A 12,273-nucleotide genomic window follows, 5' to 3' on the forward strand; every position below is an offset into this window, starting at 1 on the left:
CGAAACATGCCGCCTTTCCCCCTCGGGAAGCACGGTCTATCAGGCGGATATGCGTGTCGTCCTTGCCCTGGCCCTGATGCTCGCCGCCTGCTCGAAAAGCAGCGACGTCCTGGAGGAACTGCCGAACAGTTCGCTGGCCGGCGCCCCCCGCGAGGACGTGCCCGAAGCGAGGCTGGAATCGGACCTGCGCCGGCCGGTCATGATCGGCGAGGATGGGCCGCGCCTCGATGCCTGTGGAGCGATGGGCGAGGCTGTTCGCGTCGGAGCCAAGGGGCTTGCCGTTCGAACCGCGCCATTTTCCGATGCCCGGGAAGTAACGCGGATCAGCGAAGGCGGGCGGGCGTGGGTCTGTACCCGCAGCTTGGACCAGAAATGGCTGGGTGTCGTGCTCGTCCCGGCCTCTGCCACCGAGGATGGAGCGGCCGTCGACTGCGGCGTCTCCGAACCAGCGGATCGCAAGCAGGCCTATGACGGCCCCTGCGTCAGCGGCTGGGTATCGAGCGCCTCGATCCGCCTGATCGCCGGCTGAGGGGAAAAGGACCGGCCGGCTGGGCTCCTTGCCGGCCGGTCAGGGGGCAAGCCTCTTCTTCCCTGGAGATGGCCTTTTACAAAACGGCCATTATCCGATAAGTGGACTTGATCACTACCCAAAAGGATCGTCTGTCCATGTCCACTTCTTTGCTGCGGCCGCCTTCCCTGCTCCGTTTGCTGGGGGCATGGCGCGCTGAGGAAAGTGCCGAACCCGCCTATCGGCAACTGGCCCAAGCGCTGCGCATGCTGGTGCTGGACGGCCGCGTGGGGCTGAATGTCCGTCTGCCCGGCGAGCGGGAACTGGCTGCCGCACTGGGCCTCAGCCGCACGACGATCGCCGCCGCCTTCGACCGGCTGCGGGACGAGGGCTTTCTTGAGAGCCGGCAGGGTTCGGGAAGCGTGACTCGCCTGCCGCCCGGCCGGATGGAGCCGGACCTGCCCGCGATCGACACCGCAGACGGCGGCAATGTCCTGAACTGGACCCACGCGGCGCTGCCCGCGGCGCCGGGCGTCGGCAGGGCCTGCCAGGTGGCGGTCGAGATGCTGCCCGCATTCCTTGGCGAACTGGGTTATGACCCGCTCGGTTTGTCGCCGCTGCGTAGAGCCATCGCCGCTCATTATGAGCGCCGCGGCTGTCCGACCACCCCGGACCAGATCATCGTCACCAACGGCGCGCAGCAGGGCCTTTCGCTGCTGCTGCAATGGCTGGCAGGACCCGGGGATCGCGCGGTGATCGATCATCCGACTTATCATAATGCGATCCAGGCCTTGCAGCGCGCGAACGTCGTGCCGGTCCCTGTGGGCCTGCCCGCGCAGGGGTGGGACATCGATGCCATGGATGCGGCGTTCCGCCAGACCTCGCCGCGCTTCGCCTACATCATCGCCGATTTCCACAACCCGACCGGCCGCAGCATGGACCCGGCGACCCGCCGCGCCCTGGTGGCGGCCGCGGCGCGCAATCACATGCCGCTCATCATCGACGAGACGATGGTCGCGATGGGTCTGGACTTCGCGCCGCCTCCGCCGGTTGCGATCCACGATCCCTTCGGCCGGCAGGTGATCACCATGGGATCGGCCAGCAAAATTTTCTGGGGCGGGTTGCGCGTCGGCTGGGTCCGTGCCGATCCGCAGACGGTCGCGGCGCTGGGCCGCCTGCGCACGACGATGGACATGGCGAGCCCGGTAGTCGAGCAGCTTGCCGTCGCGCAGCTGATCGACGCCGACGAGGGGCTTGGCCCCCGTGCCGAGATGCTGCGCGGGCGGCGCGATCATCTGCTGCGCCTGATCGAACGGCATCTGCCGCACTGGCGCGTTGAATCGCCGGCCGGGGGCCTCTCGCTCTGGGCCGAACTACCGCGCGCCGAGGCGACCGCGCTGGCGGCGCTGGCGGAGAGTCACGGCGTCCGCGTGGCGCCCGGCCCGCGCTTCGGCGTCAGCGGCGCTTTCGAACGTTTCTTGAGGCTGCCCTTCACCTTGCCCGAGGAGCAGCTGACGGCGGGTGTGGAGCGGCTGGCCGAGGCGGATGCGCGGCTTCACGCCCGCCTGCCGCGCGGTCGGGACTCGCTCGCCGCTGCGCTGGAGGCGGATCGATTGATCTGAATAGTGGATGTGTTCCTGCGACGGCAGGAAGCCAGCTCAGACAGCGGGACTGGTCTCCTGCCGACGTAGAAGCACGGCACGAAAAAAAAGGCTCGCGCGGAACGATCCACGCGAGCCTTTTTCGCTTTGGTTCAGCCTCAAGCAGCCTGCTTTTCAGCCTTGTAGCGCTCGATCGCTTCCAGCGTGATGCGGCGGGCGTCTTCCGCGCCGCCCCAGGTGCCGATGCGCACCCACTTCTGCTTTTCCAGATCCTTATAGTGGGTGAAGAAATGTTCGATCTGCTCCATGACGATACCGGGCAGGTCGTCCTTCTCGTCCACATTATGATAATAAGGGAAGGTCTTGTTATCGGGAACGCAGACCAGCTTCTCGTCGCCGCCGGCTTCATCTTCCAGGTTCAGCACCGCGATCGGGCGCGCGCGCACGACCGAGCCGGGCACGAAAGGCGAGCGCGCAATGACCAGTGCGTCCAGCGGATCGCCGTCGGGCGACAAAGTGTGCGGCACGAAGCCGTAATTTGCCGGGTAGCGCATCGGCGTGTGCAGGATCCGGTCCACGAACAGCGCGCCCGATGCCTTGTCGAACTCATATTTGACGGGCTCACCGCCGACCGGAACCTCGATGATGACATTCAGGCTGTTGGGCGGATCATCCCCGACGGGGATCAGTTCGATGTTCATCAGACTAAGCCTTTGTAAACGCGTTGCACTGTGTGGGTGGTTATGTTCTCGGTTTCAGCAGCCGGTCCAGGCTGCCTTCACCCTCTCCCGTTTTTTCGAGGCGCGGATAGCGCAGCCCGCCGGAATAAGCGAGCGTCAAAGTGCGGTAATATCTATCCTGCTTGACGATCAACTGCATCGGCTTTGCGGTCTTCAGGGCGGTTTTGAAGACGTCCGCGGAATATTCGTCGCCATTGACCGCGACGATCTTCGCACCGGTGACCAGTCCCGCCTTGAAGGCTGCGCTGTCCCAGACGACGTTGCTGATCTCGCCATCGCCCTTCACGACCAGCCCGACACCGAAGCTTTGGTCCAGATTCTTCGCCTCGGCTGCTTTGGTGAAGGCGTTGGGGGTATCGCCATAGACGAGCTTGTAGCCGCCGAGCCCGAAACCGCCCTTCGGCGTCTCCCGCGTGGTGCTGTCCACATATCGGGCGAAGAAACCAGCCCAGTCATAGGGAGCGACGGCGTTCAGCGTCTTGATCACGTCGCCCCGATTATAGACGACCTGGCCCCAGTCGCCGGGGTTGATGCCGAAAAAGGCCTTGGCGAAGTCGTCCAGCCCCTTGGCCCCCCGCGTCTGCTGGCGAATGATGGCGTCGGCTTCCAGCCAGATCATCAGCCCTTCATTATAATAATCCTCCGATCGCTGCCAGCTCGACCAGCCCTTTGGCCGGCGGGCGGAGATGATCGGGTCGTGGGTGGTGTCCTCCATCGGCCGCCATTCTCGTCCCCGGGTGGTGTCGAGCTTGGCCGCGATATGGGCGTAGGCGTCCAGCGTCTCCTGCTTGGTGAACAGGCCCGACCGGGCGCCCAATACATAGCCCCAAAATTGCGTCTGCCCCTCATAGACCCAGAGCAGATTGTCCTGCATCGGCACATTGAAGTCGGGGGTCCAGAGCAGGTCGGGGCGGCGGAACTTGCCGTCCCAGCTATGGGTGAACTCATGCGGCAGGAGATTGCGGTCGAGCAGCGCCGTGCCTTCGGTCCATTTGGTGAAATAGCCCGGCTCCACCTGATTCTCCGAGGAGCGGTGATGCTCGAGGCCGATGCCGCCCATCTCGTCGGTGATGGCGAACAGGAAGTCATAATGATCGAAATGATAGGTACCGAAGAGCGCGCCCGCCTCATCGACCAGCTTCTTGTGCTTGGCGATCTGATCGGGCTTGGCGTTCAGTTCCTCCGCGTCGTCGGCGACGATGTTGAGCGTCACATTATGGCCGAGGTCGACCGGCTTGAAATGGCGCCCGGCGAAGACCGGTGAATCCTGCAATGCCTCATAGTCGATGACGTCATAGGCCACCGTCGATCCCGACTGCCGACCGCGCAGAGCCGTCGCCGCGCGCCAGCCGTCCGGATAGGTGACCGTCGCCTGCACCGGGATCTGCCGCGTGAAATAGCCGGCCGGATAGAGCGACACAGCTTCCCACTGGATGTTCAGCATCTTGGGCGTCACCACCACGCGGCCCTGGTTGGACTGGGTGGCGGACAGGAACTGGAAGGACGCGACGACCTCCTTCGTCCCTTGCGGCACGTCGATCATAAAGCCGAAGACGTTGAGCGGGTCGCGCTTCCACACGAGCGGCTTGCCGTCGGCGGTGAAGGTGAGGCCGGTAAGCTTCTCGATCTGTCCGCGCGGCGCATGATTGCCGGGCAGCCATTGCGGCATTAGCAGCGTCATCGGTCCCGCCGCCGCAACCGGGATGGTTTCCCTGACGCGGAAGATGCGCTGCACGGTGTCGGTGGCATCGACCTCCAGCCGAATGGTGCCGCCAGGATAGGGGATGTCCTTGGGCATCGGCGCGGCGCTGTCCACCGGCAGCGCGGCAGGCTTGGAGCGGGTCGCTTCCTGCGCGGCCAGCGGGGCGGTCAAGGCTGTGGAAAAGAGGATGGCGGCAGCAAGGCTGCGGATCATGAACATCTCCGAAAAAGGGCGGTCGAACGACCGTATAACAGCAGCATGGCGGGCCATCATCCCGCCGTCCACCCCCCAAGTGGCGTAACGAAATTATGGGACAAAAAAGCGCGTTTCCTTGAAGCTTCTTTGCCGCTAAAGGCGCTGTCCCATGGCCAAAATCGAAACGCCGCGGCCAGTGCGCGGCACGCAGGACATGCTGGGCGGCACGGCGCAAGCGTTCCAGGAACGTTTCGCGCATGTCGTCGCGAGCTTCGACCGGGTGCGCAAGCTCTACGGATTTCATCGCGTGGAAGTGCCGGTCTTTGAATCGACGGCGGTTTTTGCGCGCTCGCTCGGCGAGAGTACGGACGTCGTCTCCAAGGAGATGTACACGTTCGACGATCGCGGCGGCGACAGCATCACCCTGCGGCCGGAGTTCACCGCCGGCATTTCGCGCGCCTATATCACCGAAGGCTGGCAGCAATATACGCCGCTCAAGGTGGCGACTCATGGGCCGCTGTTCCGTTACGAGCGCCCGCAAAAAGGGCGCTTCCGCCAGTTTCACCAGCTTGACGCGGAGATTATCGGCGCAGGCGAGCCGGGCGCGGACGTGGAATTGCTGGTGTTCGCGGACCAGTTGCTGCGCGAGCTGGGCGTGTCGGAGGGCGTGACGCTCAACCTCAACACGCTGGGCGACGGACCAAGCCGCGAAGCCTGGCGCGCGGCGCTCGTCGCCCATTTTGAGGCGCATCGGGGCGAGCTGTCCGAAGAAAGCCTCGACCGCCTCCACCGCAACCCGCTGCGAATCCTTGACAGCAAGGACCCGCGCGACCGGGCCGTGGCGGACAGCGCGCCTGACATCGACGCTTATCTGACCGAGGAGGCGCGGACCTTCTTCGACAAGGTGACGAGCGGCCTCGATGCGGCGGGTGTGGCGTGGGAGCGTAATGCGCGGTTGGTGCGCGGCCTCGACTATTACCGGCACACCGCGTTCGAGTTCATCACCGACCGGCTGGGCGCGCAGGGCACGGTGCTGGGCGGTGGCCGCTATGACGGGCTGATCGAGAATCTGGGCGGACCTGCAACGGCGGCGGTCGGCTGGGCGGCGGGGATCGAGCGGCTGGCGATGCTGATCGATGCGCCGGAACTAGACCGGCCCGAGATTGCAGTTGTTCCGGACAATCCCGATGCTGAGCAAGAAGCGATCAGAATAGCATCGGTTTTGAGGCGTCGGGGCATTGCCGTCGAGATGGCTTTCAAAGGCACAGCCAAAAAGCGGGTGGAAGCAGCTAAGCGCAAGGGCGTTGACGCTGTCTTGTTCGTCCGGACTGCTGAGCTACTCAGCGACCGCGTCAAACTGTCCAATGCTCGCCTTGGCCCTGAAGGTGCGTCGCGGCAGTTGTTGAGGGTTCTCGATGCGCTGGGTGAGCCTTACAACCAGCTGTCTGGAGATGAACTTCCGGAAGACCAGATAGGCTAATGCACATCTCCGCCGAACGTATCGCGCAGATTGAGGCGCGCCGGGACGAGGTGCAGGCGTCGATGACGCGCGCCGACCTCGCGCCGGAAGAGTTTGTGCGGCTGTCGAAGGAATATGCGGAGATCGAGCCGGTGGCCCGCGCGGCCAGCGAAGTCCGCCGCCTGCGCCAGGAGCTGAAGGCGCTGGAATATATGGCGGGGGGCGAGGATGCCGATGCCGACCCGGCGATGCGCGACATGGCGCAGGAAGAGATGCAGCTGATCAAGAGCCAGTTGCCCGAGGCGGAACGGGCGTTGGCGCTCCAGTTGCTGCCCAAGGATGCCGCCGATGCGCGCCCGGCGATGCTGGAAATTCGCGCCGGCACGGGTGGCGACGAAGCCGCGCTGTTCGCAGGCGACCTCTTCCGCATGTATCAGCGTTTTGCCGACACGCAGGGTTGGAAGATGGAGCTCATCTCCTCTAACGCGTCGGAAGTGGGCGGATTCAAGGAAGTGGTGGCGAGCGTCACCGGCACCGGTGTTTTCGCCAAGCTGAAGTTCGAAAGCGGCGTCCATCGCGTCCAGCGCGTGCCCGTGACCGAAAGCGGCGGGCGCATCCACACTTCCGCTGCGACGGTCGCCGTGCTGCCGGAGCCGGAGGAGGTGGATGTCCAGATCGCCGACAGCGACCTGAAGATCGACATCTATCGGGCGTCGGGCGCGGGCGGCCAGCATGTCAACACGACCGATTCCGCTGTGCGCATCACCCACTTGCCCTCGGGCACGGTGGTGACGCAGCAGGATGAACGCTCCCAGCACAAGAACAAGGCGAAGGCGATGCAGGTGCTGCGTGCGCGCATCTATGAGGTGGAACGGGAGCGCGCCCAGAGCGAACAGGCGGGCGCGCGCAAGGCGATGGTCGGTTCGGGCGACCGGTCGGAGCGCATCCGCACCTATAATTTCCCACAAGGCCGGGTGACGGATCATCGCATCAACCTGACCCTGCATCGCCTGCCCGAAATCCTCGAAGGCCCGGGCCTTTCCGAGATCATCGGCGCGCTGGTGGCGGAGGATGAAGCCGCTCGCCTCGCGCAATTGGACGGCGTGGCGTGAGCCTCTCCTCCCCTATTTCAACGCTGTCATTCCCGCGCAGGCGCGAATCCATTTCCCGGCTCTGCCCCATGCGGAAGTCGTGTCGAGATGGCTTCCCGATTTCGGGGGAATGACCAGGGAGGGCGTTGCGGACGCCCTTCGTACGACAGCCGTCCGCCTGGGGCCGGTAAGCGCGACCCCTCGCCTCGACGCCGAACTGTTGCTCGCCCACGCCCTGGGGATCGACCGAGCCGATCTGCTGATGCGGCAGCGCGACCTGATCGTTCCGCCCGGCTTCGCGGCTCTGGTCGAGCGCCGCCTGGCTGGCGAACCAATAGCCTATATCACTGGATCCCGCGATTTCTGGACGATCAGCCTGCATGTCACGCCGGACGTTCTCATCCCGCGCCCCGACACCGAAACGCTGATCGAGGCAGCAGTCGATCATTTCGCGAGGAGAGAGCCGGCGCGCATCCTTGATCTTGGCACGGGCTCGGGTGCGCTTCTGCTCGCGGCGCTTAGCCAATGGCCGCGAGCGCAGGGTTTGGGCATCGACATTTCGGCTGCCGCTCTGGCGGTCGCGCGCGGCAATGCCGAACGCCTGCACCTCAATGACCGCGCCGACTTCCGCATCGGTGACTGGGCCGAGGGGATGGCAGGGCGGTTCGACCTTATCCTCATCAACCCGCCCTATATCGACCAGGATGTCGAGCTGACCGGCGACGTGCTGCACGAGCCGAAAGGCGCGCTGTTCGCAGGGGTGAAGGGGCTGGACGATTATCGCCGGATCGCGCCGCTGCTGCCGCCGCTGCTGTCGCCGGACGGCATGGCCGCCATCGAGATCGGATATGATCAGCGCGAGAGTGTTTCGGCTCTGCTTCTGGATCAAGGACTTGCTGTTGCCGTGCGCCAGGACTTGGCCGGCCATGACCGCTGCCTTATCGCCACCGCGCGCCGCCGGGATTGAGTCGGTGGCCGATTTGCATCAGCCCAAGCGAAAATCGCTTGGTTTCTGGCGTTGAACTTACTACATGGGACTAAGGGACGGCATTATCCTTTGGATCTGCCCCATGGGGCTTAGACGAGAAAAGGCCGTTTTCCTGCTCCTTTCAAAGTCACGATGGCGCTGCTGCGCAGGCGCCTCTGGCAGATCAAGGGCATGGACCGGTCGCTCGGTCCCTGTCCGGCGGAGCCCTACCCCGGCCTGATGCAGGCGGTGTTTGAGGATAGCGACTGAACACATGTTTTCAGTGAACGATGGCAAAGTGAAGGCAAGGATCAGCTCTTGATCAACAACAGGCAGGCCGGTCGCCGTAATCGCGGCCGGAACAATAACGGGCGTCCCAACGGCGGAAACCGGGGCGGCGGCGATAATGGTAACCGGATCGACAGCCGCGCACGTGGCAATGCGGCCCAGCTTCTTGAAAAATACAAGAATATGGCGCGCGACGCGCAGATGGCCGGCGACCGCGTGAACGCCGAATATTATCTGCAATTTGCCGATCATTATTTCCGCGTCCTTGCCGATAACCGCGCCCGCCAGGAAGAGCAGCAACAGCGCTTCCGCCGCCATGACGAGAGTTTCGACGAGGAAGGCGAGGAGTTCGAAATTACTGACGAGGGCGGGGAGGACGGCCGCGCCGATCAGAATTTCGAGCGCGCTTTCGATGGTGAGCGGCGCCGCGATGAATATCGTGAGCCTCGCAATGATCGCAATCGTCGGGATCGCAATGAGCGGAACGATCGCAATGACCGCAACGACCGCCGCCGTGAACGCCCGGCTGCGGAGGAAGTGGCTGAGCATCCGCAGGCAGCATCCGCGCCTGAACCCGCTCCGGTACCCGTGACCACACCCGAATTGCAGCTTGAGGCTCCGGCTGATGCGGAGGCGCCCCGTGCGCGTCGCGGCCGGCCGCGCAAGGCGGCGCCCAAGGATGAGGCCGACACCGCGCTTGATGCGGCTGTCCTGCCGCCCTCGATCGCGCGTGCCGACAATGATGCCGATCCGGCGGCTGAAGCGCCCCGCAAGCGGACCCGCCGGCCGCGCCCTGCGACTGAAGCGGCGGAGTGATCTGGCACATCACCAGGCGACCGCCTGCCTGATGATCAGAAAAAAGGGGACGGAGCCTTCGCGCCGTCCCCTTTTTCGTGCCGTTGACGGGTCAGGATCCGGGAAGCGGCCGGGGCCGATGATTCTCGTCCAGCGCGACGAAGGTGAAGAGGCCGCTGGTCACGGCGATCTGTTCCTGCGCCGGCCCCCGCGTCGCCACGACGTCGACGCGAATGCCGATCGAGGTGCGACCGCGTCGCTCCTCATGGGCGAAGACGCTGATGACATCGCCCACCAGAACCGGCTTGATGAATGTCATCGCTTCGATTGCCACGGTTGCGACCGGCCCAGCCGCAATCCGCCCCGCCACAAGGCCGCCGCTGATATCCATCTGGCTCAGCACCCAACCGCCGAAAATATGGCCGTTGGCGTTGAGGTCGCTCATCCGCGGTACGACGCGCAGCACGACCTCGCCCTTTTGCTCACTCGTCAATCTTCACCTCATTTTTCATCCGGTCGACCACCTGATGGTCATGGCCGGTTCCATGCGAAAGGAAGGTCAGCGCCATCAAGCCAGTCCCCAGCATGAAGGTCAACCAGACCCCCAATATGGTCGCCACTATCATGTGCAGCGGCATGGGGCCGACCCATGTTTGAAGAAGAAACAGGGCCGCGCCGACGCAAACGGCGCCGCCTAGCGCCATCCACAGCATGATGCGGCGAAATCTGCGCCAGGCGACCTTCGCTATCTCGGGATCATCCAGGCCTTGCTTGTGCGTCATCCCTTTCTTTTGGGGTGCGAAAGTGGGATCATCAAGGGACCGAACCAACATAACGCAGGGGAAGGAGTGGGATCATGACGATCGCGACGATTCTGCAGAGGAAAGGCCATGAAGTGGTCCAGGCGCAGTCCGGGGACACGGTTCTCTCCGTCGTTAAGCTCCTGGCCGAACGGCGGATCGGCTGCGTGCCCGTGGTGGACCAGGGCAAGGTCGTCGGCGTCTTTTCCGAACGCGATCTCGTCTACCGCCTGGCGGAGGAGGGGGCGGACGCGCTCAACCGCCCAGTGCAGGAGTTCATGACCGCAGACCCCATCACCATCGATGGCGACACTCCCGTCATCCACTGCCTGTCGCTGATGACGAAGCGGCGGGTGCGTCATCTTCCCGTGATCAGGGATGGGGAACTGGTCGGCCTCGTATCGATCGGTGACCTCGTGAAGTTCCGCATCGACAGCATCGAGTCGGAAGCGGCTGCCTTACGCGAATATATTCAGACGGCTTGATCGATCAGGCGGCCGCCTTCTCCGGCGGAGCGCGCCTCGCCACCAGCGCGATCAACTCCATTGCCGTACCGCGAGCACAGAACATGAGCGCGCCCAGGAAGAAGATGCCTCCGACCGGCACCAAGATGCCCAGGCGCAGCGGCGCGGCGAGTGGCGGCAGCAGCCGGTCGGTCATCATGACCAGCACCGCCATCAGGATAGAGCAGCCCACCCCAGGCGCAGCGGCGCGCAGGAGGTCGATCACTTTGAGGCCCATCGGCGCTCCCGCGAGGCGCGCCGTGATGAGGGTCAGCAGCGGAAAGGCTGCCAGCCAGGCCCAGGCCAGGCCCAACGCACCGAACCGAATGCCGATCAGGAACGCGGCCGGCATCAGCACGGCGCCGACCGCCGAGATGCGCGCAGTCGTCCCCGGCCGGCCCACGGCATTGCTGACCGGAGCGAACATGACCTGTAATGTCATGAACGGCATGGCGAGGGCCAATATCGAAACGAACGGCGCCATTTCACTCCATTTCGCGCCGAACAGGGTTTCGACCAGCGGTCCGGCTGTCACCGCCATGCCGAGATAGACGGGACAGGAAATCAGCAGCAGCAGCCGCACCGCCTTGCAGAAGGACCAGGCGATTCGCGCCGGGTCTTTCTGCATCCGCGCATAGGCGGGGAAGGCCACGTCGTTGAGCGGCGGGACGAACTTGCTGACGAAAATCTGGGTAAGGAACAGCGCCTCTGCATAGAGGCCAAGCTGGTGCGGGTGCAGCACGCGTCCGCCGATAAAGATGTCCGCCTGGCTCTGGACGATCCAGAATAATTGGCTTCCCAGCAGCGATGCGCCATAGCCGATCATCGCGCCGCTGCCCTTGAAATCGAAGCTGGGGATCGGTCGAAAGCCGGTAGCCAGCACATAGCCGATGCCCTTGATCCAGAAACCCGCGATCGGCGCGAACACCAGCGTCCACACGCCCCATCCTGACAGCGCGCCGGCCAGCGCTGTAGCGGCCGAAACTAGGGCCGCGATCAGGTTGACCAGCGCCGGACGCTTGAAGTCCATCGCTCGGCCCATGATCGCCTCGGGTATCGAGATGAACGGGGTGGAGAGGTAAAGCAGCGCCTGCACCCGCAGCAGCTGCGCCACCATCGGTTGGTCGTAATAGTCCGCCGCGAGCGGAGCGATCGCCAGCTGCAGCAGCGCCAATCCGCCATTGAGTAGAAGCATCAAGCCAAATGCCTGGCGCAGGCGATGCTGATTCAGTTCATCGGATTGCACCAGGGCGCTCACCAGCCCATAGCCGTTCAGAAAGGTGGCGAAGTTCAGGATCACCTGCGTCATCGCGAACAGGCCGTAATCCGCTGGCTCCAACAAACGGATCACCGCCAGCGTCACCAGCCAGCTCAGCATCTGCGACACGATCTGGCTGCCCGATCGCCAGAGAATGGCCTTCCTTATCCGCGTGCCAAAGCCGGCATCGCTCGAATCGGCGTCCTGCAAACCCATCTTCATTCCCATATCGCGAGGCTGTTCCTGCGCCTGAAAGCCCTCTAGCGGGCAACTCGCAAAAAAATCGGTAATAAAATTGCAAAAAGGGTTTGACGGTTCGGGAACCCCTCCATATATGCCGCCTCACCGGACGGGACGACGCCAAGC

12 protein-coding genes are annotated in these 12,273 nt (G+C 64.2%); 7 read left to right on the plus strand and 5 right to left on the minus strand.

The genetic code is table 11. From position 1 onward, the window contains the following. The first annotated feature begins 49 nt into the window (after window positions 1–49). Window positions 50–529, plus strand: a complete 480-nt coding sequence (locus L858_RS0113395) for a hypothetical protein (RefSeq protein WP_022683665.1) — start codon at window positions 50–52, stop codon at window positions 527–529. Window positions 530–666: 137 nt separating this feature from the next. Continuing rightward, complete coding sequence (yczR, locus tag L858_RS0113400; RefSeq protein ID WP_022683666.1) at window positions 667–2,130, plus strand: MocR-like transcription factor YczR; 1,464 nt, start codon at window positions 667–669, stop codon at window positions 2,128–2,130. Window positions 2,131–2,267: 137 nt separating this feature from the next. Here the strand turns inward: yczR and ppa are convergent, their stop codons facing one another. Both ppa and L858_RS0113410 read right to left on the minus strand, forming a co-directional pair. Further along, a complete protein-coding gene (ppa, locus tag L858_RS0113405) occupies window positions 2,268–2,810 on the minus strand; it encodes an inorganic diphosphatase (protein WP_022683667.1) in 543 nt (180 codons plus the stop codon). A 40-nt stretch (window positions 2,811–2,850) separates the two neighbouring features. Beyond that, window positions 2,851–4,764 carry a M61 family metallopeptidase gene (locus tag L858_RS0113410; RefSeq protein WP_028056114.1) on the minus strand — a complete coding sequence of 638 codons (1,914 nt, stop codon included), beginning with the start codon at window positions 4,762–4,764 and terminating at the stop codon, window positions 2,851–2,853. A gap of 151 nt (window positions 4,765–4,915) precedes the next feature. Here L858_RS0113410 and hisS point away from each other — a divergent pair, with 151 nt between their 5' ends. The 4 genes from hisS (at window position 4,916) to L858_RS0113435 (ending at window position 9,367) form a co-directional block, all read left to right on the plus strand. After that, the gene (gene hisS, locus L858_RS0113415) at window positions 4,916–6,226 is read left to right on the plus strand and encodes a histidine--tRNA ligase (protein ID WP_022683669.1); all 1,311 of its coding nucleotides are present in this window, start codon (window positions 4,916–4,918) and stop codon (window positions 6,224–6,226) included. Then, entirely contained in the window at window positions 6,226–7,317 is a 1,092-nt protein-coding gene (gene prfA, locus L858_RS0113420) for a peptide chain release factor 1 (RefSeq protein WP_022683670.1), read from the plus strand. The genes hisS and prfA overlap by 1 nt, the downstream gene beginning before the upstream one ends. A gap of 109 nt (window positions 7,318–7,426) precedes the next feature. After that, entirely contained in the window at window positions 7,427–8,263 is an 837-nt protein-coding gene (gene prmC, locus L858_RS0113425) for a peptide chain release factor N(5)-glutamine methyltransferase (protein WP_028056115.1), read from the plus strand. Window positions 8,264–8,581: 318 nt separating this feature from the next. After that, on the plus strand, window positions 8,582–9,367 hold the full coding sequence (locus L858_RS0113435; protein ID WP_022683672.1) for a DUF4167 domain-containing protein: 786 nt from the start codon (window positions 8,582–8,584) through the stop codon (window positions 9,365–9,367). 91 nt (window positions 9,368–9,458) lie between these two features. Here L858_RS0113435 and L858_RS0113440 read toward each other — a convergent pair whose 3' ends face one another. Beyond that, window positions 9,459–9,791 (minus strand): acyl-CoA thioesterase, encoded by a 333-nt coding sequence (locus tag L858_RS0113440; protein ID WP_081643358.1) that lies wholly within the window; start codon window positions 9,789–9,791, stop codon window positions 9,459–9,461. Window positions 9,792–9,828: 37 nt separating this feature from the next. Beyond that, on the minus strand, window positions 9,829–10,128 hold the full coding sequence (locus L858_RS0113445; RefSeq protein WP_022683674.1) for a hypothetical protein: 300 nt from the start codon (window positions 10,126–10,128) through the stop codon (window positions 9,829–9,831). Between the two features lie 74 nt (window positions 10,129–10,202). Between L858_RS0113445 and L858_RS0113450 the strand changes: the two genes are divergently transcribed. Then, entirely contained in the window at window positions 10,203–10,631 is a 429-nt protein-coding gene (locus L858_RS0113450; protein ID WP_022683675.1) for a CBS domain-containing protein, read from the plus strand. A 4-nt stretch (window positions 10,632–10,635) separates the two neighbouring features. On the opposite strand, the gene L858_RS0113455 is transcribed toward L858_RS0113450, so the two are convergent. Beyond that, window positions 10,636–12,123 carry a lipopolysaccharide biosynthesis protein gene (locus L858_RS0113455; RefSeq protein WP_028056116.1) on the minus strand — a complete coding sequence of 496 codons (1,488 nt, stop codon included), beginning with the start codon at window positions 12,121–12,123 and terminating at the stop codon, window positions 10,636–10,638. Between the last annotated feature and the right edge of the window lie 150 nt (window positions 12,124–12,273).

Source organism: Sphingobium bisphenolivorans (genome assembly GCF_000412635.1).
GTDB lineage: Bacteria > Pseudomonadota > Alphaproteobacteria > Sphingomonadales > Sphingomonadaceae > Sphingobium > Sphingobium bisphenolivorans.

Coding starts and splice junctions, on each gene's coding strand:
- L858_RS0113395 (WP_022683665.1), top strand. CDS start 50: ATGCGTGTCGTCCTTGCCCTGGCCCTGATGCTCGCCGCCTGCTCGAAA.
- yczR (WP_022683666.1), top strand. CDS start 667: ATGTCCACTTCTTTGCTGCGGCCGCCTTCCCTGCTCCGTTTGCTGGGG.
- ppa (WP_022683667.1), bottom strand. CDS start 2,810: ATGAACATCGAACTGATCCCCGTCGGGGATGATCCGCCCAACAGCCTG.
- L858_RS0113410 (WP_028056114.1), bottom strand. CDS start 4,764: ATGATCCGCAGCCTTGCTGCCGCCATCCTCTTTTCCACAGCCTTGACC.
- hisS (WP_022683669.1), top strand. CDS start 4,916: ATGGCCAAAATCGAAACGCCGCGGCCAGTGCGCGGCACGCAGGACATG.
- prfA (WP_022683670.1), top strand. CDS start 6,226: ATGCACATCTCCGCCGAACGTATCGCGCAGATTGAGGCGCGCCGGGAC.
- prmC (WP_028056115.1), top strand. CDS start 7,427: ATGACCAGGGAGGGCGTTGCGGACGCCCTTCGTACGACAGCCGTCCGC.
- L858_RS0113440 (WP_081643358.1), bottom strand. CDS start 9,791: ATGAGCGACCTCAACGCCAACGGCCATATTTTCGGCGGTTGGGTGCTG.
- L858_RS0113445 (WP_022683674.1), bottom strand. CDS start 10,128: ATGACGCACAAGCAAGGCCTGGATGATCCCGAGATAGCGAAGGTCGCC.
- L858_RS0113450 (WP_022683675.1), top strand. CDS start 10,203: ATGACGATCGCGACGATTCTGCAGAGGAAAGGCCATGAAGTGGTCCAG.
- L858_RS0113455 (WP_028056116.1), bottom strand. CDS start 12,123: ATGGGTTTGCAGGACGCCGATTCGAGCGATGCCGGCTTTGGCACGCGG.